This is a genomic window from Streptomyces abyssalis, from assembly GCF_001751365.1.
Lineage (GTDB): Bacteria > Actinomycetota > Actinomycetes > Streptomycetales > Streptomycetaceae > Streptomyces > Streptomyces abyssalis.
Genome location: NZ_LJGT01000041.1, coordinates 694203 through 714418, shown reverse-complemented (window position 1 = coordinate 714418; position 20216 = coordinate 694203). Strand labels below are relative to the sequence as shown.

Genomic DNA, 20216 nt, shown 5'->3' with positions numbered 1-20216 from the left:
CCTTCCACCTGTTCTGTGGGCTAATGTCCGGTTGCCGGTCGTCGGCAGTGGCGAAAGCGGGTCGTGGCCCGGGGCCTTCGTCAGGTACAAAGGTCGATTACACCCCTCACCCGGGGACCCGGGGCGCGTGTGCGGCGCGCCCGGCGTTCGCTCTTCTTCCCACCGGGCCTCACAGCCTGGGGGACACTCCCCCAGGGCTTTGCCCGGGCCCCTACCGGGCTCAGGGGCCGGCGGCCGGCGGACGTGGTGCCCGCCCGTTCCTCAACCAGGGAGCGGCCACTCTCACAAAGGTTTTTCGACAAAGGGGTTCGACAAGTGGCAGCGGAGATCGTCAATTCGAAGGACGGACTGGACGAGGACGTGATCGATCCGGCCTTCGCCCTGCACCGCGGGGGAAAGATGGCCGTGCAGGCGACCGTCCCGGTGCGCGACGCGGAGGAACTGTCCCTCGCGTACACGCCGGGCGTCGCCAAGATCTGCAGCGCCATCGCACGCCAGCCGGAGCTCGTCGCGGACTACACCTGGAAGTCGCAGGTGGTGGCCGTCGTGACGGACGGCAGTGCGGTGCTGGGGCTGGGTGACATCGGCCCGGAGGCGTCCCTCCCCGTGATGGAGGGCAAGTCCATCCTCTTCAAGCAGTTCGGCGGCGTGGACGCGTTCCCCGTCGCGCTGGACTGCCGCGAGACCGACGAGATCGTGGAGACCGTCGCGCGTCTCGCACCGTCCTTCGGAGGCGTCAACCTGGAGGACATCGCGGCGCCGAGGTGCTTCGAGATCGAGGCCAAGCTCAAGGAGCGTCTGGACGTCCCGGTCTTCCACGACGACCAGCACGGCACGGCCATCGTCACGCTCGCGGCGCTCCGCAACGCCGCGCTGCTGACCGGGCGGCCGCTGGGCGAGCTGCGTACGGTCATCTCCGGTGCGGGCGCGGCGGGCTTCGCCATCGCCAAGATCCTCGTCGAGGCGGGCATCGGCGACATCGTCGTGTGCGACCGCAAGGGCGTCGTCTCCCGGGACCGCGACGATCTGACCGACGTCAAGCGCGAGTTGGCGCAGTTCACCAACAAGGAGGGGCGCACCGGCTCGCTCGGGTCGGTGATGGCCGGCGCGGACGTCTTCATCGGCGTCAGCGGCGGTACGGTCCCGGAGGAGGCCGTGGCCACACTCGCGAAGGACTCGTTCGTCTTCGCCATGGCCAACCCGAACCCGGAGATCCACCCGGACGTCGCCTCCAAGTACGCGGCGGTCGTGGCCACGGGCCGGAGCGACTACCCGAACCAGATCAACAACGTGCTCGCCTTCCCCGGCGTCTTCGCGGGGGCGCTTCAGGTGCGCGCCACCGACATCACCGAGGGCATGAAGCTCGCGGCGGCCGAGGCCCTCGCGGCCGTGGTCTCCGAGGAGTTGAGCGCCGACTGCGTCATTCCCTCGCCGTTCGACGAGCGGGTCGCCCCGGCCGTGACTTCCGCCGTCGCCGCGGCGGCTCGCGCGGAGGGCGTCGCGCGCCGCTGAACGGCGTGCCGCCCGCCGCGTACGGACGGGCAGCGGACCGCAGTGGTCCTGCAGCAGACCGGCACTGGGGCGGTACGGGCAGCACCTGCCCGTACCGCCCCCACGTGCGTACGGTGCCCCCGCCGGCAGCTGCCGACGGGCCGTCAGCAGGGGCTACCTGAGGCCCAGCACGAGCCCGTCGAGGGGCGAGCTCCACACCGTCCGCGCCTCCGCGAAGCCCGCGGCGCGCAGCAGTTCGACGTGGCGGGCGGCGGGCTGCACCTCGCCGTCCGAATGGTCGCCGGTGAGCGGGTTGCCGATGGTGCGGAAACGCTCGGCGACCGCGTCCGCCACCGCGGGCTCCCGGGACAGCTCGTCCCACCAGGCGATCCAGTCCCGCGTCCCCGGGGTCCCGGCGGCCCTCTCGCGGCGTGCACGGTCCGCCGCGTGCGCCGCCTCAGTGATGCGGGGCGTGGTCTCGTCCGGCATGTGGTCGGCGTTCATGAAGACTCCGCCGTCGCGCAGCACGCCCGCGATCTGCCCGTACAGCACGCCGAGTTGCTCCGTACGCAGCCAGTGCAGCGCCGTGGCGGTCAGCACGGCGTCGTACGACCGGTGCGGGAGCTTCCGCGTCCACTGCGGGTCGGTCAGGTCCGCGCTCACGAACTCCACCCGTCCGTCTCCCGCGAAGTGCCCGCGCGCGATGGTGAGCAGAGCCGGGTCCAGATCGACGCCGGTGGAGCGCGCCCCCGGCAGGCGCTCCAGCAGCCGCCGCGAGATGCTCCCGGTGCCGCAGGCCAGGTCGAGCACGGCCGGGCCGGTGCCGTCCCCGGCTCCCTGGGGGCCGCCGGGCACGGCCAGCGCCTCGGTCATGTCGAGCATGACCCGGAAGCGCTCCTCGCGGTCCGGCAGGTAGAACTCCTGCTGCCGGTCCCAACTCTCCTGCCACGCCTGCCAGTCCGCGTCGGTACCCGCGGTGTCCACGCCGTCCCTGTACGCAGCCACGCCGTCCTCCTGAATGTAATACCCTCAGACCGAACCCGCTCATTACCGGACACGGCCGACGATAGACCGGCAGCCGTAAGGACCACAAGTGGAACTGAACCATTACTCGGACATGGCGGTGCGCCTGGTCAACACCGAGCAGCCCGAGCGCGGCGAGGACACCCTCACGTCCGTCGAGGCCGTACGGGAACTGTGCGGCACCAACGGGCAGATGGCCCGCAGGGCCACGGACGCCGACGTGGGCCGGCTGCGGGCCGTGCGGACGCGGCTGCGCGCCGTCTTCGGCGCCGCGTCCGAGGGCGACGGCACCCGGGCCGTGGACCTGCTCAACGCACTGCTCATGGAGTTCCCCACCAGCCCCCAGATCAGCGGCCACGGCGATCTCGCCGACGACGGACGCCCCCGCTGGCACATGCATCTGGCCGAGCACCCCGTCACGACGGCGGCCGGCTACACCGCCACCGCCTGCATGGGGCTCGCCTTCCACCTCACCGACCTGGGCGTGGACCGGCTCGGCGTCTGCCAGGCCGCGCCCTGCAGCCGGGCCTACCTGGACACCTCGACGAACCGCTCCCGCCGCTACTGCTCCGACCGCTGCGCAACCCGCGCCAACGTCGCCGCCTACCGCGCCCGCAAGCGCCTGGCGAGCCAGGACAGCAACGACGGCACATAGGCCGGCCCGGAGCGTCCGCCCCGCAGCGCCGGAAGAGGCCGCACCGCGGAGAGCACCCACGGCAGCACGGGCCGCAGGCGGCGCCGCGGCCCCCGCGGCGGACGCAGCCGCACCCACACGCGGGCGACCATCAAGTCGTCGGGCACGGCGCCGAACTCCCGGCTGTCATTGCGCACCTGCGGATTGTCACCGACCACCCACCAGCCACCCGAACGGCGCTCCACAGCCCGTTTGACGATGAGCAGGTCGTGCTGGAGCGGATGCCGCAGCACCACGACCGCTCCGGGTCGCACGCGCGAGCCGTACTTCACCACCAGACGGTCACCGGGCCGGAGCAGCGGCAGCATCGACGGGTTGTAGACCTCGGCGAGACCGATCCGTTTCAGCAACCCGCTCAAGGCTCCGCTCCTTCGCTGTCCGAACTCCGGCGACGCCTCACATCGTCGCCCGTCCTCACGCTCACCCCGCACCGGACTTTTGTCCTAAGCCCCAGGGGGCACACGCGAAAAGGCCTCCCCTACGGAGTAATCTCACAGGTGAGAAGACGATCACGAGGAAGGACGGCTATATGCTTTCCCGTCTGTTCGCGCCCACGGTCCAGGTCAGCGCCCACTGCGACCTGCCCTGCGGTGTCTACGACCCGGCGCAGGCCCGCATCGAGGCGGAGTCGGTCAAGGCGATCCAGGAGAAGTACCAGGCCAACGAGGACCCGCACTACCGCGCTCGTGCCACCACGATCAAGGAGGAGCGGGCCGAGCTGGCCAAGCACCACGTCTCGGTGCTGTGGAGTGACTACTTCAAGCCCCCGCACTTCGAGAAGTACCCGGAACTGCACCAGCTGGTCAACGAGACCCTCAAGGCCCTCTCGACGGCCAAGGGCTCGACAGACCCCGCCACGGGCCAGAAGGCCCTGGACTACATCGCCCAGATCGACAAGGTCTTCTGGGAGACGAAGAAGGGCTGAACCGCCTCAACTCCGCTGACCTGCGGCTTCGTTGACACCGCCTGGTCCCGCGGCCACGGGTGCCGCGTGATCCCGCAGTGTGACAGCCCTTGGACACGACCAGGTCCCGTACCCGCTCTGCGCGAGCGGGTACGGGACCTGGTCGTTCACTGCCGATGAGTCACGGCAGGTCAGTAACGGGCAGCGTTCCTGCGGCGCAGCCACCACACCTGGGCGCCACCGGCAGCCGCGACTGCCAAGGCGATCCCGACGATCAGAACGATCGGGGTGTCGGAGCCGGTGGTCGCGAGGTCACTGTCCTCTTCCTTCGCCAGCTGGGTCGACTGGTCCGGTGCCGAGGACGGGTCGTCCCGGTTCACGGCCTTGGGAGTGGAGTTGCCCGATCCAGCACCCAGTGCCGAGGACGGCTCATCCCGGTCGTCGTCCGACGAGGTGGAGTCGTCGCGCTTGGACTCCGGTGCCGGGGCCGGCTCGTCCCGGTCCGAGTCCGCCGGCCTGGAGTCATCCGGCTTCGACTCCGGCTTCGGCTCCGGTGCCGAGGACTGCTTGTCCGGGTTCGAGTCCGCGGGCCCGGAGTCGTCCGGCTTCGACTCGGACGGCTTGTCCTTGCCCGAGTCCGACGGCTCTTCCGGCTTGGACTCGTCCGGCTTCGACGGCGACTGCTCAGGCTTCGAGTCTGTTCCCTCTCCTCCTTCACCGCCGCCCGTGTCGGCCTTGGGGCACTCCTTGTCCTCGTTGATGCAGTCCACGGCTTCCTTCATCAGTTCCTCGGGCATGACGTTGATGAAGTCGCTGTGGTCGGTGATGGGCTTGTGCAGCTGCTCCGGGAAGGAGTCCACCGCGAACGGTGTGTCAGCGTTGAGCAAGTTCTGCTGAGGGATGTCGTACTTGATCGTCTGCTGCAACTGCGGGACGTTCTGGAAGCCCTGGGGGCAGTTGCCCTGGTCGTCCGAGAACGCCATGTGGTCGCGGTGGTTGCCGCTGTCCGTGTTCTGGCCGTCCCAGCAGTTCTGGAAGTTGAACGTACGGATCGTGGCGCTGCCCTCGGGGCAGATCGGGTACTGCTCCTCGAGCTGGCGGTCCTCGAAGCCCTCACAGCTCCACGACGCGTTGGCGTTCTCGTCGCCGTTGGTGAAGGACTTCGCGTCACCGGTGATGATGCGCAGGAAGCGCGGCATCTCGACGACCTGATCGGCACCGCCTGAGGTGAACTTCAGCTCGGCGTCCGGCTCCAGGATGCTGCCGACGTTGAGGTCGTTGGCCCCACCGTCGCCGACCTGGGCCTCGGCACCTTCGCCGCCACCCACCTGCTCTTCCTCTTCGCCTTCACCCTGACCCTGGTCCTGGCCTTCCTCCGGGGGCTGTTCCTGACCTTGGTCCTGGCCCTGGTCCTGGCCCTCCTCCGGAGGCTGCTCCTCACCCGGAGGCTGCTCCTGACCCTGGTCCTGGCCCTGGCCCTGGCCCTGGTCCTGGCCCTGGTCCTGGCCCTGGTCCTGGCCCTCCTCCGGAGGCTGTTCCTCGCCCGGAGGCTGCTCCTGACCCTGTCCCTGGTCCTGACCGGCGTCGTCACCGTTGCGAGCGCCCTGAGGCTGTTCCTCCTGGCCCTCGCCGCCCTGCTGCTCCTGGACGTCGCCCTCCTGCACGGCGCCCCGCTGGTCCTCGTTGCCGTCCAGAGAACGGATCACGGGCCAGTAGTGCGTCGACTTGTCGCCCTTGGCGCAGGTGGTGCTAGCCGCGGCGAGAGACTCGTCGCTGGAGGCCTGGTTGGTGTCCTCGTTGCCCACGTAGTCGTGCACGTGGTGGGCGCCGTTCAGAACACCCGGAGCGGCGATCACGTTGTCGGAGTTGAAGTGCTCTTCCTCGTTGTTGCCGCACTCCGTCGTGAAGGTGCCGCCCGGGGCCTCCTCCTCGGAGGCGTTGGGCTCGACGTCCTCGATGTTGACGAAGTCGGCGGCGACCGGGCCCTGAACCTGCTGCCCGTCCTCGCCGCCGCCCTCCTGGCCTTCCTGCGTGGCCTGGTCCTGCATCATCTGGCACTGGGCCATGGACTCCATGTCACCGGGGGCCTGGCCGCCGGCGTTCTCAATGTCCTGACCCATGCTCCGGATGGTCTCCGAGCGCTGCTGGTTCAACTGGCCCAGGGCCTCCTCGGAGCTCTGCTCCTGGGAGTTCCACTGGCCGTAGGCCTGCGCGACCTGCTGGTCCAGAGTGGCGAGCTTCTGACCCACGGGCTTCTTGGCACCCTCGGGCACCTGGCCCAGTGCAAGGCTCACATCAGGACAGTCGATCGTGCTGGCGGCAGCAACGGGGTCTTCACCCGACCCCGCGAAGGCGCTCACACCCACCGCCGCCGCGCCGCCACCACCAACCACCAGCGCTGCGACGATCGCTATGGTTCTGTTCGCCCTGCGCGAGCGTCTGTGGCCTTTTCTTCCCATATCGACTTCACTCCACTCATTTCGCGTCATTCAGCGCCTCGAAATCCACGAGCCCCCGTGCCCTTTCGGGGCCGTGAGATGACCGAGGACAATGACGTTGGTCCAGGTCCCCAACGACAACGCCATTGAATTGCGGGTCTGATCGCGTGCAGGCCTAGACCTAAGTGGCCTAAAGGCGGCATGAGCCTAGCGCAGCGTGTCCACGACAACGGCTCTCTCGTGCTTATGGCACAACTTTTGCCATGACCGTGAGCGCTCCCTTGCGGTCGGCCGCCGTTTCTGCTGGGTGGACCACCGAGCGGATTCAAGGTTTTGCTGCAGATTTGGGGTGAATTGGGCGGAGGCACCGCCGCCCGGCGGAGCCTCACCGGCGCGCCCGACCGGATGAACCAGTACCGAATGCCCCGGTCGACCGAACAGACGGAATAAACCGGCAAAGGCCGCAGAGAAAGCAGCATGTTCCGTTGAAAGCCGTATTCAGGGCGATGAGGGCGGCATTCGGTAAGGCATTCTCCCCGTCTTCAGCAGTTCATCCGCTCTCTGCGGCGGTGAGCTGACTCGCACGCTCTTCTTCGAGCGTCGGGTAATCGGTGTAGCCCTCCGCACCGTGCGTGTAGAGGCGGGCCGTGTCGATCGGCGTGCCGATGGGACCGTTCACGGCGATGCGGGCAGGCAGGTCGGGGTGGGTGAGGAACGCCCGCCCGTATGAGACCAGATCCGCGTACCCCTGTGTCAGCACGCGTTCTCCCTGCTGCCGGGTGGTGGGCTCGTGGTTCTCGCCGACGTTGCCGATGAGTGTGCCCCTCCATCGAGGGCGCAGGTCTGCGAGTGCGGGGTAGTCGTCGTTGTCCGTGAGGTGGAGATAGGCCAGGCCGAGCGGATTCAACGCGTCGAGCAACGCGCGGTAGACCGGGGCCGGGGCGCGTTCGGCCATGCCGAACTGCGGGTTGCCGGGCGAGAGCCGGAGCCCGAGGCGGTCCGCTCCGACGGCCTCGGCGACCGCGGTGACCAGTTCGACGGCGAACCGGGTCTTGTCGCACCCGTACGCGTCGTCACGGAGGTTGGTGTTGTCGGCGAGGAACTGGTGGGTCAGGTAACTGTTGGCGCCGTGGATCTCCACACCGTCGAAGCCGGCCCGCAGCGCGTTGCGTGCGGCAGCCACGTGGTCGTCGATCGCCGTACGGATGTCGTCCACCGTCATCTCGCGCGGCACGGGTGCCTCGGCCTTCCCGTCCTTGACGTGGACGGGGCCCGGGACCGGCACGGCGGACGGCCCGGCCGGGACGTCGCCCAGCAACCGCGAGCGCGGATGCCCCTGGCGTCCGCCGTGCATGAGCTGCGCGAAGATCCGTCCCCCGCGCTCGTGCACGGCATCGGTCACCGCGCGCCAGCCCGCGACGTGGGCTGCGGTCTCCAGCCCGGGGAGGCGCCAGTCGCTCTGGCCCCGGCGGTGCGGCCAGATGCCCTCGGTGATGAGGAGCCCCGCTTCCGCGCGCTGCGCGTAGTGGTCCGCGACCACCGGGAGCGGCGTTCCGTCCTCGTGCGCGCGGAACCGGGTCATGGGAGCCATGACGAGACGGTTGGGGAGGGAGAGGCTTCCCGAGGAATAGGGGGTGAGGAGAGGCGAAGTGGCTCTGTTCGTCATGGGGGAACGGTAAAATCTCACATCGGTGTCAGATTCAACCCTGGACCGAGTGAGGGCCGGAACACCATGAAGATCGGCGAGCTGTCACGGCGTACGGGCGTGAGCGTCCGCTCTCTGCGGTACTACGAGCAGAAGTCCATGCTCGTCTCCGAGCGCACGGCCGGCGGCCACCGGGAGTACATGGAGGCAGCCGTCGACCGCGTGATCCTCATTCAGCAGCTGCTCGCCGCGGGGCTGAGCGGCAACAAGATCGCAAGCGTCCTGCCCTGCATGCGCGACCACGACGGGGGCCCGGCGGAGACCGCGACTCCGTGGCTCGTCGAACAGCTGACGGCGGAACGTGACCGGATCAACCACTCGATCGACGACCTGCGCCGCACGCGCGAGATCCTGGACGAGGTCATCGCGACGGCAGCGGGCTGACGAGAGCACGGCGGGTGAATCGCCCCCCGGGGGCCGCGGTTCGCCCGGGCGCGCGGACCTGTGGATCAGGAGCCGGTACGCGTCAGCCGCCACAGCGAGGTGACCTCCGCGCCCCGTGCCGCGTGCAGCGGGTCGTCCGGATCCGCGGAGCGCGGGTGCCGGGGACGGACGTCCTCGCGCCCGGCGACGGCGAGTCCCGCCGCGTCGATCCAGCCGAGCAGTTCCTCCCGCGTACGGAGCTGAAGGTGCTCGGCGAGGTCGGAGAGGACCAGCCAGCCCTCGCCCTCCGGGGTCAGCCGCTGCGCGAGCCCGGACAGGAAGCCGCGGAGCATGCGGCTGCCGGGGTCGTACACGGCGGCTTCCAGAGGCGAGGCCGGCTTCGCGGGCAGCCAGGGCGGGTTGCAGACAGCGAGCGAGGCGCGTTCGCCGCCCGGCGGGAAGAGATCCGCAGCGACGACCGTCACCTGGTCAGCGACACCCAGCCGTTCGGCGTTCTCACGGGCGCAGGCCAGCGCGCGTTCGTCCTGGTCCGTCGCGACGACACGGGCGAATCCGCGTCTCGCGAGCACCGCGCTCAGCACGCCCGTGCCGGTGCCGATGTCGAACGCGAGCCCGTCCGGGGGCAGTCGGGTACGGGCGACCAGGTCGACGTACTCGCCGCGCACCGGTGAGAAGACGCCGTACGCCGGGTGCACGCGGTCGCCGCCGAGCGCCGGAACCGGTACACCCCGGTGCCGCCACTCGTGTGCGCCGATGACACCCAGCAGTTCGCGCAGCGGTACGAGGGACTGCCCGGCGTCGTCCGGTGGTCCGTACGCCTCGGCGCACGCCCCGCGTACGTCGGGGGCGCGCCGCAGCGGTACCGCGTAACCCCCCTGCGCGGGGCCGGAGTCGAGCGGCACCAGCAGCATCCCCAGCACGCGGGCGCGGCGGGACTGTGCCTGCCTGTACAGATGGAAGGTCTCCCGCGGATTCGCGCCGGCCTTCGGCGGCTTGCGGTCGACGCGGCGGCGCAGCGCGGCGAGCAACTGCCGTGCGCCGTGGTAGTCGCCGCGCCACAACAGCGCCGTCCCCTCGCAGGCCAGCTTGTAGGCGGCGTCCGCGGTCATGCGGTCGTCCGCGACCCGTACGTGCCGCGGCGGCCTCATGCCGCTCTCCGAACGCCAAAGTGCGGACCGTTCGCCGCCGTCCTCCGTCCAGACGGCCCTCTGCCGCTCGCGCTCGCTCACCGGCCCAGCCTATGGCGCCCGCGGCCGGGGGGCGGGCGGCGTACGTACCGCGCCCATGCTGGCGACGACCACCAGCGCGATGGCCACCAGCTCCGGCGTCTGCAGGCGCTGCCCCAGCACCAGGAAGCCCGCCGACGCCGCCGCCACCGGCATCAGGCTCATCAGCAACGCGAAGGTGGCAGCGGGCAGCCTGCGGAGGGCGAACAGCTCCAGCGTGTACGGCACCCCCGAGGAGAGCACCGCCACCGCCGCGCCCAGACCGAGCGTTACCGGGTCCAGCAGCGCGCGCCCGCTGCTCGCCACGCCCAGCGGCGCGCTGAGCAGCGCGGCCGGCACCATCGCGAGGGCGAGGCCGTCGGCCTTCGGGAAGCGGGCGCCCGTACGGGAGTTGAAGAGGATGTACGCGACCCACATGGCACCGGCGGCCAGCGCGAAGGCGGCACCCGCCAGGTTCATCCCGCCGAATCCGCTGCCGGTCCCGCCCAGCAGATACACCCCGGCCAGCGCGAGTCCCGCCCACAGCAGGCTCAGCAGGCGGCGCGAGCCGACGACGGACAGCACCAGCGGGCCCAGCAGTTCGAGGGTGACGGCCGCCCCGAGCGGGATGCGGTCGATGGCCTGGTAGAAGAGCGTGTTCATGGTGCCGAGGGCGACACCGAGCCCGGCGACGGCGGCCCAGTCCGTACGGGAGTGACCGCGAAGCCGCGGCCTGCACACCGCGAGCATCAGCAGAGCGGAGAAGACCAGCCGGAGCGCGACGACGCCGAGCGCACCGGCACGCGGGAAGAGCGTCGCGGCGACAGCCGACCCGAACTGCAGCGACATGGCGCTGCCGATGACCATCGCCACCGCGCCCGGCCGGCCGTGGCCCTGCTGTGCGTACGGACCACGCGCGCCGGCCGCCGCCGGCTCGGCCGGAGCGGGGGCAGGGGCCGCGGCCGGGACCGGGTCGGGCGCGGCACTGCTGTCACCAAAGCTCATGGGCCCACGCTATGGCGGTCGCGCCGGCCTGTGAAATGCGTCTCGGCCTGCGGCTATGCTCCGTGCGCATGACCGCCGAACTGCGTCATCTCCGCGCCTTCCTCGCCATCGCGGACGCGGGCAGCGTCACCTCCGCGGCAGCGGTGCTGCGGATGAGCCAGCCCGCCCTCTCCCGGACGCTGCGCCAGCTCGAAGCGCACCTGGGCGTGCGGCTCGTGGACCGTACGACGCACCATCTGGAACTGACCACCGACGGACGACGCTTCCTGGACAAGGCGGCCACCGCCGTCGCCGCGGTCGACGAGGCGCTCGACCCGGCGCGGCTGCGCCCCTGGCCGCTGCGTCTCGGGCACGCGTGGTCGGCCTTCGGCCGGCACACGACGCCCCTGCTGCGCCGCTGGAAGGAGACCTACCCGCAGACGCCGCTGGAGTTGCTGCGCGTGGACGAGCGCAGCGCCGGCCTGCTGAGCGGCAAGGTCGACGTCGCGCTCATGAGGGCGCCGCTGATCCCGCGGGAGGCCGAGGGCCTCCTCGGCGAGTGGCTGTGCAACGAGCCGCGTGTGGCGGCCGTCCCCGCGGACAGCGAACTGGCCGCACACACCGGCCCGTTGAACCTCGCGTCCCTGGCACACCACCCCATCGCGCTGAACACCGTCTCCGGTCTGACGACGCTCGAGCTGTGGCCGGAGGAGATCCGCCCCGACCCGGACGCGGCGGTGCTCGTCGCCAACACGGACGACTGGCTGGGAGCCATCGCGGCGGGCAGCGCCGTCGGCGTGTCCACGTCCGCGACGGCCGAGATGCACCCGCACCCGGACGTCGTCTACCGGCCGCTGGCGGGCACCGGCGACGTCCCGCTGATGCTCATCTGGCGCGAGAGCCCCGCCGGTTCGGGGAGGCCGGGACACCCTGCCGTGCCACAGCTCGTACGGGTGGCGCTGGAGGTACTGGCCGAGGATGAGCGGGGAACCGGCTGATCGCGGCATACGTTTGGACGAGCAAGAGCGGACGGGGTTTCCGGGCCCCCGATGACGCAGTCCCAAGTGACGCAGCCACAGGAGGCAGGAACGATGGCGGGTTTCCTCGACAGGGCCAAGGAACAGGCCCAGCGCGGCTTGGCGCAGGGCAAGGAGAAGGTGGAAGAGGTGCAGGCGCAGCGCCAGGGAAGCGACCTGCTGAAGCGGCTCGGCGCCGCCTACTACGCGGAGCAGCGCGGCAGCGGCTCCGCCGCGGAGGTGCAGCAGGCGCTGTCGGCGGTCGAGCAGCACATCGCGCAGCACGGGGACGGCTTCCTGCGCGGCAACTGAGTCCCGGCGCCACCGGCACCACCGGCCCCCGGTCCCCCGCAGCTCGCGGGCCGGGGGCCGGCGCATGTACCGGGGCGCGGCCCGCCGCGCCCCGGCCGCCGCGGAGGGCCCCGCATACGGCGGGAGTCCTCCGCGGACGGCGCGAGTCCTCCGGCTATCCGAAGCGCAGCCTGTACAGCATCAGCAGAGCGGCCGCGGTGTTGGCTGCGGGCACCTCACCCTGGGCGATCAGCTCCGGCGTCTCCTTGAGCGGCACCCACTCGCGCTTGTCCGACTCGAAGTCGTCCTCGGGGTGCCCCTCATGGACGGCGCTGTCCGACCAGTAGATGTGGTGCCGCGCGTCGGTGAGCCCGTTGGCGGGCTCCACCGTCATCAGATGGCTCAGCGGTCCGGGCCGCCATCCGGTCTCCTCCAGCATCTCGCGGGCGGCCGCCTCGGCGAGGTCCTCGCCGTCCTCGACCACCCCGGCCGCGAGTTCCCATCCCCAGCTGTCGGTGATGAAGCGGTGCCGCCAGAGCATCAGCACCTCGTTGCGCTCGTTGACCGCGGTGGCCATGGCCACCGGCCGCAGCCGGATCAGATAGTGATCCAGATGGCGGCCGTCCGGCAGCAGCACGTCCGCGAGATTGACCCGTAACCACTGGTTCTCGTACACCGTGTGTTCACCCAGGTTCTTCCATCGCACGTATGTGCCCCCTTCCTGACGGAGGTTGGGCACATCCCAGCACGCCGCGGCTTCCCCCTGACAGAGGCGCCGCCCGGCCACCCTCCCCTCAGAGAGGAACCCGCAACGTCTCCTCGATCAGCTCCGCCGCCTGTGCGACCGGCGACCCGGGATGCCGCAGCAGTTGCTCCCGGACCTGCCGCATGCGCTTCCGCAGCAGCTGTGATTCGATGCCCTGCGCCTGATCGGCCATCCGCACCGCCGTCTCCGCAGCGCTTTCCGGCGAGCCGGTACGCAACTCGACGCCGGTGAGAGTGGCCAGCCGGTTCACCCGGCCGCGCACATGGGCGGGTGCCCTGGCCGCCTCCTCGGCATACCGCCGGGCCGGGTCCAGCTCCCCGAGTACCAGCAGCGCCTCCGCCAATCGCACCTGCACCAGGCCCGGTTGGACGTAGCCGGTCTCCTCCGGCTCCTCCTCGGGACGTATGCAAGCGGAGCAGGTCTCCGCACTGCGCATGCAGCTGTGGGCACTCCTCCGATCGCCGATGCGTGCGTACGCCTTCGCCTGCATCGCGTAGAGGTCGGTCGCCAGGGCCGGCGTGGAGTGCGGCCCCGGCGTGCGTAACACCGCCTCTGCGCAGGCGATGGCGCGCCTGTTGTCCCCGAGGTAGAGGGCCTGGTTGACGAGGAGGGAGACGACGTAGCCGCCGAAGAGCCGGTCGCCGGAGGCCTTGCCGAGGCGCAGCGCCTGATGGAAGTACCGCTGGGCGAGGCCCTGTTCGTCCGTGTCGTACGCGCAGATGCCGCTCACCGCCGCCAACGCGCCCGCTGCACGGCAGAGTTCACGGCCGGTGCCGTCGTCGTAGCCGCCGCGCAGCAGCGGCGTCACCTCGGCGGTGAGGAAGCCGACGACGCGGGGGCGGGTGGCCACGCCGCCGGCGTTGCGGTAGAGGTGCTCGTAGTGCCCGCGCGCCGCGTGCAGCAGCGCGACATCCACCTCCGAGACCTCCCGTTTCCCCTGGTGGGAGACGTCCAGATCGTCGGGAGGGTTCTCCCACTCCCACACCGGCGCCACGGCGGCCGCGCCCGTCAGCATGGCCGGGCCCGGGGAGTCCGCGTGCAGCTGGTCGGAGCGCCAGGAGACCGCGGCCCGCTCCACGAACCGGCCCAGGGTGGCCCGTTCGTCGCCGTCCCCCGCGCCTCCGGATAACGCGGGGAAGGCGGGCGGCGGCGCACCCGGGGGCCCGGCCATGCCTATGTCCGCGAGGGTCAGCGTGCGCTCCAGCCGCGCACCGAGGATCTCGCAGATCAGCTCCGGCACCCGGCCGCGCGGGCGCTGCCCCTTCAGCCAGCGCGCGACAGCCGTGTGATCGTAACGCAGAGTCACATCGTGATCCGCGCCGAGGCGATTGACTCTTGTGGCCAGACCGGCCCGGGAGATTCCGGACTGGTCAAGCAGTACGTCCAGTTGACTGTTGGGCTCCATCTCGCCCTCCGGTCGTCCAACCCTTGTTTCAGAGAGTAACGGACGTTCGTTCACACGGGGTGTGAAAGTCGCACCTCTACGTGTGCGCAGCACATGCTCCCCAAGAACCGGAACCTGCGGTTCGCTTGGGACCACTCCGTACGCAACGTCGCGCCGGAGCACACAAGGAGGGAATCCCGTGAACGACCCGATTCGATTCCGTTTCGACTTCCGGCGGGCGGCCTGCCATGCGGCCCGGTGAGCGCCACCGCCGGGACCCGACGCCCAACCGCGCGCTGCGCTCGTTACTGGCGGAGAGCCAGTGGACGCAGGAGGCCTTCGCCCGCGCCATCGCGAGGCTGGGCTCCGAGGCCGGGGTCCGGCTCGGCTACGACCGTACGTCCGTGGCCCACTGGCTGCGCGGCAGCCGCCCCTCGCCGCGGGTGCAGGGCTTCATCGCTGAGGCCCTCTCGCGGCGGCTGGGCCGCCCGGTGACGGTGACTCAACTGGGCATGGGCGACGGCCGTTCCGGCGGCCCCGGGCCCCGTCGACGCGGCCCGGGCGGCACCGGCGAAGGAGCCACGGACGAACTCACCGGACGCGGCGGCCGGCCGGCCGCAGGACTTGCCGCACCCGGCGACCAGCCGCGCCCCGCCGACCAGCTCGCCGCGCTCGGGGACCAGGCACGCCCGGCCGACCAACTCGCCGCGCTCACCGCCGCGGTGGTGGGGCCGCCGCGCGCCGATCCGCCGCCGCCCGCCCCCTACCGGCTCACCCTCCGCCCGTCCGGCACCGCCGCAGCGGTGGCGCCCGGGCGCGGCGTCGGCGACGAGCCCACCGAGACCGCCGAGCCCCTCCGCCCCCGTCCGCCCCGGGCACACTTCCCCTCCCTCCCCCGGGGCGGACGGCCCCCAAGGCGCACCACGCCGGACGAGGTCGCCTCCGTACGGGAGCACGCGCGCTTCTTCGCCCAGCAGGCGGACCGGCACGGCGGCGGACACATCCGCACCCCGCTGGCCGCCTGCCTGGCGGGGCTGGTGCGCCGGCTGCGTACCGGAGGGGAAGGCCCGTACCACCCCCAACTGGTCGCGGGAGCCGCCCGGTTGAGCTTCCTGCTGGCACGCGTCTACGCGGACGAGCAGCGCCACGGGCTCGCACAGCGCGCCTTCGACACCGCGGCCCAGCTCGCCGCCGAGGGAGACGACCCCGAAGGCGTGGCACTCGTGCAGCGTGCGCTCAGTTCGCAGGCGCACCAGCTCGGGCACCGGCGCCAGAGCCTCGCCCTCGCGGAGTCCGCGTGCGAGGCGGCACCCGCCGACGCGGCGCCGTCCGCGCGCTCGTTCCTCTACGCGGGGCTCGCGGTGGCGAAGGCGGCGGAGGGCGAAAGCCGGCACGCCCTGGCCGCCCTGCGCCGCGCGGAGCACGAACTCGCCCGCGCCCCGGCCGACTTGACCACGGGTCCGGAGTCCCCCGACGGCGGCGAACCCGTCGGCGCCTACCAGGACGCCGCCCTGCACTACCAGGCCGGCCAGGTGCGGGCGGCCCTGGGAGACCGCGACGGCGCCGTCCGCGAGCTGCGGGCGTCGCTGCGCTCCCGCCCCGCGGGCGAACGCCGCTCCCGCGCACTCAGCGAGGCGGAGCTGGCCGAACTCCTGCTCTCCTGCGGGCGGTTGGAGGAGGCCTGCACGGCGTGGCTGACGTTCCTGGAGGACTCCGCCCTCGTGAGGTCCGGCCGGGCCCGCCGCGCCCGCGACCGGATGCCCCGGCTGCTGAGTCCCTACGCCGGCGAGCGTTGCGTACAGGGTTTGCTGACGCGCGCCGGCTTGCCCCTCGGGGGCCGGGGAACGGAGTAAGCACCCGCCCGCATGGGCATCACCCTCGAACACACGAGAGCGCACAGGGAAGGTACGGGGCAGAGATGGCCACACCCATCACAGCAAGCGCCTTCATCACAGCCCTGAAGAAGGAGGGCGTGACGGTCGAGGAGGTCCGCGACTGGCGCAACCACAACCGCAACCACAAGGGCCCCTGGGGCCCCGTTCACGGCATCATGATCCACCACACCGTGACCAGCGGCGCCAAGGAGACGGTCGATCTCATCTACGACGGACGTTCCGATCTGCCCGGCCCGCTCGCGCACGGTGCGATCACCAAGGACGGCACGGTGCACCTCGTCGGCCACGGCCGTGCGAACCACGCGGGACTCGGCGACGACGACGTGCTACGCGCGGTGATAGCGGAGGACGACCTGCCCGGCCCCAACCAGATGAACACGGACGGGAACCGGTACTTCTACGGCTTCGAGTGCGAGAACCTCGGCGACGGCGAGGACCCGTGGCCGGACGAGCAACTCGACGCCATCGAACGTGCCGCCGCCGCGCTGTGCCGGCACCACGGATGGAACGAGGGCTCGGTCGTCGGCCATCTGGAGTGGACGAACCAGAAGTCCGACCCCCGCGGCTTCACGATGGACGCGATGCGCAAGCGGATCGCGGCCCGCCTGAAGTGAGAGGAATCTGAAGCGACGGGAGGGGCGCGGGGCGCGACAATGCAGAGGTGAGCAGCAGCGCCCCCGCCCCTCCCCCGCACCCCGGCACCCCGTCCTCCGGGGCCACCGGGGCCGTCCGGGCGGATGAGCTCCTCGCCTCGCTCGACCCCCGGCCGCTGCTGCCCTCCCCGCTCCAGGAGATCCGCGACGAGCGCTTCGCGCGCCACGGCGTCAGGCTGCAGCTCAAACGCGACGATCTGATACACCCGGCACTTCCGGGCAACAAATGGCGAAAACTCGCCCCCAATCTGCGCGCCGCGCTCGAAGGCGGCCACACCGCGCTGCTGACCTTCGGCGGCGCCTACTCGAACCATCTGCGCGCGACCGCGGCCGCCGGCCGGCTGCTCGGGCTCACCACCATCGGAGTCGTACGCGGCGACGAACTGGCCGGCAAGCCGCTCAACTCCTCGCTGGCACGCTGCGCCGCCGACGGCATGCGGCTCCACTTCGTCTCCCGCGCGGACTACAGGCACCGCCACGAGCGGGACTTCACCGAGCGGCTGCTGCGCGGAACCGGCGACCACGCAACCGCGCGGGAGGCGTTCCGCATACCCGAAGGGGGCAGCAACGCCCTTGCCGTGCGCGGCTGCACGGCCCTCGGCGGTGAACTGCGCGGCCGCACGGACGTCGCCGCCGTCGCCTGCGGCACGGGCGGCACCCTCGCCGGCCTCGCCGCCGGCCTCGGCAGTGGGCAGAGCGCGCTCGGCATCCCCGTGCTCCGGGGCGGCTTCCTCACCGAGGACGTCCGTGACCTGCAACGTTCGGCGTTCGGCGGCCGGCGGGGCCAGTGGCGTCTGGACGAGCGGTTCCACTTCGGCGGCTATGCGCGCGGCACCCCCGAACTCGAGGACTTCGCCCGCGACTTCGCCGCCCGCCACGCCCTCCCGCCGCTGGAGCGGGTCTACGTCGCCAAGTTGCTCTCCGGCCTCACCACGCTCGCGGAGGAGGGGGCCTTCGCACCGGGCAGCACCGTGACCGCCGTTGTCACAGGGCCGCGTTAGCGTGGCGGGCATGATCAGACCGGCGGCACCGTCCGACGTACCGGCGATTCACGCGATGATCCGTGAACTCGCCGAGTACGAAAGGGCGCTGGACCGCGCGAGAGCCACCGAGCAGCAGCTGCACGACGCCCTGTTCGGCGAGCACCCCGCGGTCTTCGCTCTGATGGCCGAGGAGGACACGGAGAGTGACCCCGTCGGTTTCGCTCTGTGGTTCCTCAATTTCTCCACATGGACCGGCACTCACGGTGTGTATCTGGAGGACCTGTACGTCCGCCCGCCGGCCCGCGGCGCGGGCCACGGGAGGCAACTGCTTTCAGCCCTTGCCGGAATCTGTGTCGAACGGGGTTATGAACGCTTCGAGTGGTGGGTATTGGACTGGAACGACCCCTCAATCGGTTTCTACAGATCACTCGGCGCCGAACCGATGGAGGAGTGGACGGTCTTCCGTATGTCCGGGGAACCACTGAGGAAGCTGGCCGACGGCGACGCAGCGTAATCACTTCGGATTCACGACCTCCGACCTCTAGCCACAGACAGTGCCCATATGTTTACTATGGGTGACGCTCATGTGGTGGGGCGCCGTGGACCGTCGTAGATCCGTGCGGGCGACATCGGCTCGCGGATCGCGATAGCGTCGCAGGCGAACCATCGACGGCGTCAGTCCGTTGGTTCTCCGTGGAGGAGATCCACGGGCTGCGCGGCGGACCGACGCACTCGTACAGCGAACGAGCCGAACGGGCTTGTGCCACTTTGGAGGTGAGGGTGTCCCAGATCGCAGGTGAGCCCGTGGGGCAGGACGGACAGGACTTCGTCGAGGTCCGGCTGCCCGCGGCGGGTGCCTATCTGTCGGTGTTGCGCACGGCCACTGCCGGACTCGCAGCCCGCTTGGACTTCACCCTTGACGAGATCGAGGATCTGCGGATCGCCGTCGACGAGGCGTGCGCGATCCTTCTCCAGCAGGCGCTGCCGGGCTCCGTGCTCAGCTGCGTCTTCAGGCTCGTCGGCGATTCCCTCAGGGTCACCGTCTCGGCACCCACGACCGACGGCAGGGCACCGGAGCGCGACACCTTCGCCTGGACGGTGCTCTCCGCCCTGGCCGGCGAGGTGGATTCGGCGGTGTCCGACGACCGGACGGTCAGCATCAGCCTGCACAAGAAGCGCGGTGCGGGCCCCGGAGCGCCGTGACTGACCACGAGGCACGGGAGCATTGGGCAGGCCGCGTCGGTGCGGCGGCCGACCCGGTCGTGCCTGAGCAGGCCAGGCCGCACCCCGCCGACCCCAGCAGTCAGCGACCGGAGCAGGCAGAGCGGGCGGACGCGATGGACATGCAGCAGCAGGAGACGCACGGACACGACACCGCGCACGGACACGAACACGGGTCCGGCCAGCACGGCGCGCGTACGGCACGGGCTGCGCAGTTCGCGCACTTCGACCCGCACGACCGCAGCGGAGCGCGGGCCATGTTCATCGCCCTGCGCAATCTGCCCGACGGCTCCCCCGAGCGGGCCGAGTTGCGCAACCACCTGGTGCGGATGCACCTGCCGCTGGTCGAACACCTGGCCCGCCGCTTCCGCAACCGCGGGGAGCCCCTCGACGACCTCACGCAGGTCGCGACGATCGGTCTGATCAAGTCCGTCGACCGCTTCGACCCGGAGCGCGGCGTGGAGTTCTCCACGTACGCCACCCCCACCGTCGTCGGCGAGATCAAGCGGCACTTCCGCGACAAGGGCTGGGCCGTGCGCGTCCCGCGCCGCCTTCAGGAACTGCGCCTGTCACTCACGTCGGCGACGGCCGAGCTGTCCCAACTGCACGGCAGGGCCCCGACGGTGCACGAGCTGGCCCAGCGGCTCTCGATCTCGGAGGAGGAGGTGCTGGAGGGCCTCGAGTCCGCCAACGCGTACAGCACCCTCTCCCTCGACGTTCCCGACACCGACGACGAGTCGCCGGCCGTCGCGGACACCCTGGGGGCCGAGGACGACGCCCTCGAAGGAGTGGAGTACCGCGAATCGCTCAAGCCACTCCTGGAGGAACTGCCGCCGCGCGAGAAGAAGATCCTGCTGTTGCGCTTCTTCGGCAACATGACCCAGTCGCAGATCGCGCAGGAGGTCGGCATCTCGCAGATGCACGTGTCACGGCTGCTGGCACGGACGTTGGCGCAGCTTCGCGACAGGCTCCTCGTCGAGGAGTGAGCCGGCAGCCCCGGCTCCGGTGAACCACCGCACGCGCCGCCCGCCTCTTCCAGGGGCCGGGCGGCGCGTGCGTCGTCGCTCCCGGCCAGTTCAGGCCGCACCGCTGCTCACGGATGTGACACGGGCTCCGCGGCAAGCGCGGTCGACTCACCCGAGGGACGCCCGGTCCCTGCATCGACTCGTCGACTTGCAG

The 20216-nt window shown here is 71.0% G+C and carries 20 protein-coding genes; 12 read left to right on the top strand and 8 right to left on the bottom strand.

Annotated features, from left to right (window positions below; all coding sequences use genetic code 11):
• Positions 1-315 precede the first annotated feature (315 nt).
• Entirely contained in the window at positions 316-1512 is a 1197-nt protein-coding gene (locus tag AN215_RS24040) for an NAD(P)-dependent malic enzyme (RefSeq protein WP_070011034.1), read from the top strand.
• A gap of 153 nt (positions 1513-1665) precedes the next feature.
• On the opposite strand, the gene AN215_RS24035 is transcribed toward AN215_RS24040, so the two are convergent.
• Positions 1666-2496 (bottom strand): class I SAM-dependent methyltransferase, encoded by an 831-nt coding sequence (locus AN215_RS24035; protein WP_245694681.1) that lies wholly within the window; start codon positions 2494-2496, stop codon positions 1666-1668.
• An 88-nt stretch (positions 2497-2584) separates the two neighbouring features.
• Between AN215_RS24035 and AN215_RS24030 the strand changes: the two genes are divergently transcribed.
• Positions 2585-3169 carry a CGNR zinc finger domain-containing protein gene (locus tag AN215_RS24030; protein ID WP_070011035.1) on the top strand — a complete coding sequence of 195 codons (585 nt, stop codon included), beginning with the start codon at positions 2585-2587 and terminating at the stop codon, positions 3167-3169.
• Here AN215_RS24030 and sodX read toward each other — a convergent pair.
• Positions 3118-3567: a nickel-type superoxide dismutase maturation protease gene (gene sodX, locus AN215_RS24025; protein WP_275521525.1), complete on the bottom strand. Its 450-nt coding sequence runs from the start codon at positions 3565-3567 to the stop codon at positions 3118-3120. The genes AN215_RS24030 and sodX overlap by 52 nt on opposite strands.
• Positions 3568-3737: 170 nt before the next feature.
• Between sodX and sodN the strand changes: the two genes are divergently transcribed.
• On the top strand, positions 3738-4133 hold the full coding sequence (sodN, locus tag AN215_RS24020; RefSeq protein ID WP_070008650.1) for a superoxide dismutase, Ni: 396 nt from the start codon (positions 3738-3740) through the stop codon (positions 4131-4133).
• Positions 4134-4303: 170 nt separating this feature from the next.
• Here sodN and AN215_RS24015 read toward each other — a convergent pair whose 3' ends face one another.
• Entirely contained in the window at positions 4304-6406 is a 2103-nt protein-coding gene (locus tag AN215_RS24015) for a DUF1996 domain-containing protein (protein ID WP_070011036.1), read from the bottom strand.
• Between the two features lie 694 nt (positions 6407-7100).
• Positions 7101-8216 (bottom strand): alkene reductase, encoded by a 1116-nt coding sequence (locus tag AN215_RS24010; RefSeq protein WP_070011037.1) that lies wholly within the window; start codon positions 8214-8216, stop codon positions 7101-7103.
• Between the two features lie 66 nt (positions 8217-8282).
• On the opposite strand from AN215_RS24010, the gene AN215_RS24005 reads away from it, so the two are divergent.
• The gene (locus tag AN215_RS24005) at positions 8283-8639 is read left to right on the top strand and encodes a MerR family transcriptional regulator (protein WP_070011038.1); all 357 of its coding nucleotides are present in this window, start codon (positions 8283-8285) and stop codon (positions 8637-8639) included.
• Between the two features lie 65 nt (positions 8640-8704).
• Here the strand turns inward: AN215_RS24005 and AN215_RS24000 are convergent, their stop codons facing one another.
• Both AN215_RS24000 and AN215_RS23995 read right to left on the bottom strand, forming a co-directional pair.
• The gene (locus AN215_RS24000; protein ID WP_070011039.1) at positions 8705-9868 is read right to left on the bottom strand and encodes a methyltransferase; all 1164 of its coding nucleotides are present in this window, start codon (positions 9866-9868) and stop codon (positions 8705-8707) included.
• A gap of 9 nt (positions 9869-9877) precedes the next feature.
• Positions 9878-10849, bottom strand: coding sequence for an EamA family transporter (locus AN215_RS23995; protein ID WP_171904264.1), 972 nt, complete (start codon positions 10847-10849; stop codon positions 9878-9880).
• A gap of 68 nt (positions 10850-10917) precedes the next feature.
• On the opposite strand from AN215_RS23995, the gene AN215_RS23990 reads away from it, so the two are divergent.
• Together AN215_RS23990 and AN215_RS23985 are read left to right on the top strand one after the other, a co-directional pair.
• Positions 10918-11826, top strand: a complete 909-nt coding sequence (locus AN215_RS23990; RefSeq protein WP_079123361.1) for a LysR family transcriptional regulator — start codon at positions 10918-10920, stop codon at positions 11824-11826.
• Between the two features lie 93 nt (positions 11827-11919).
• Positions 11920-12156, top strand: a complete 237-nt coding sequence (locus AN215_RS23985) for a hypothetical protein (RefSeq protein WP_070011042.1) — start codon at positions 11920-11922, stop codon at positions 12154-12156.
• Between the two features lie 154 nt (positions 12157-12310).
• Here the strand turns inward: AN215_RS23985 and AN215_RS23980 are convergent, their stop codons facing one another.
• Entirely contained in the window at positions 12311-12841 is a 531-nt protein-coding gene (locus tag AN215_RS23980) for an NUDIX hydrolase (RefSeq protein WP_070011043.1), read from the bottom strand.
• A gap of 88 nt (positions 12842-12929) precedes the next feature.
• Positions 12930-14306 (bottom strand): NsdA family TPR-like regulatory protein, encoded by a 1377-nt coding sequence (locus tag AN215_RS23975; RefSeq protein WP_070011044.1) that lies wholly within the window; start codon positions 14304-14306, stop codon positions 12930-12932.
• Between the two features lie 227 nt (positions 14307-14533).
• On the opposite strand from AN215_RS23975, the gene AN215_RS23970 reads away from it, so the two are divergent.
• The 6 genes from AN215_RS23970 (at position 14534) to AN215_RS23945 (ending at position 20023) form a co-directional block, all read left to right on the top strand.
• Positions 14534-16138, top strand: a complete 1605-nt coding sequence (locus AN215_RS23970) for an NsdA family TPR-like regulatory protein (protein ID WP_070011045.1) — start codon at positions 14534-14536, stop codon at positions 16136-16138.
• A gap of 65 nt (positions 16139-16203) precedes the next feature.
• Complete coding sequence (locus AN215_RS23965) at positions 16204-16794, top strand: N-acetylmuramoyl-L-alanine amidase (protein WP_070011046.1); 591 nt, start codon at positions 16204-16206, stop codon at positions 16792-16794.
• 155 nt (positions 16795-16949) lie between these two features.
• Positions 16950-17834, top strand: a complete 885-nt coding sequence (locus tag AN215_RS23960; protein ID WP_070011407.1) for a 1-aminocyclopropane-1-carboxylate deaminase/D-cysteine desulfhydrase — start codon at positions 16950-16952, stop codon at positions 17832-17834.
• Between the two features lie 10 nt (positions 17835-17844).
• Positions 17845-18330, top strand: a complete 486-nt coding sequence (locus AN215_RS23955) for a GNAT family N-acetyltransferase (protein WP_070011408.1) — start codon at positions 17845-17847, stop codon at positions 18328-18330.
• A 266-nt stretch (positions 18331-18596) separates the two neighbouring features.
• A complete protein-coding gene (locus AN215_RS23950) occupies positions 18597-19019 on the top strand; it encodes an ATP-binding protein (protein WP_055486106.1) in 423 nt (140 codons plus the stop codon).
• Complete coding sequence (locus tag AN215_RS23945; protein WP_079123359.1) at positions 19016-20023, top strand: RNA polymerase sigma factor SigF; 1008 nt, start codon at positions 19016-19018, stop codon at positions 20021-20023. The genes AN215_RS23950 and AN215_RS23945 overlap by 4 nt, the downstream gene beginning before the upstream one ends.
• Positions 20024-20216: the final 193 nt, after the last annotated feature.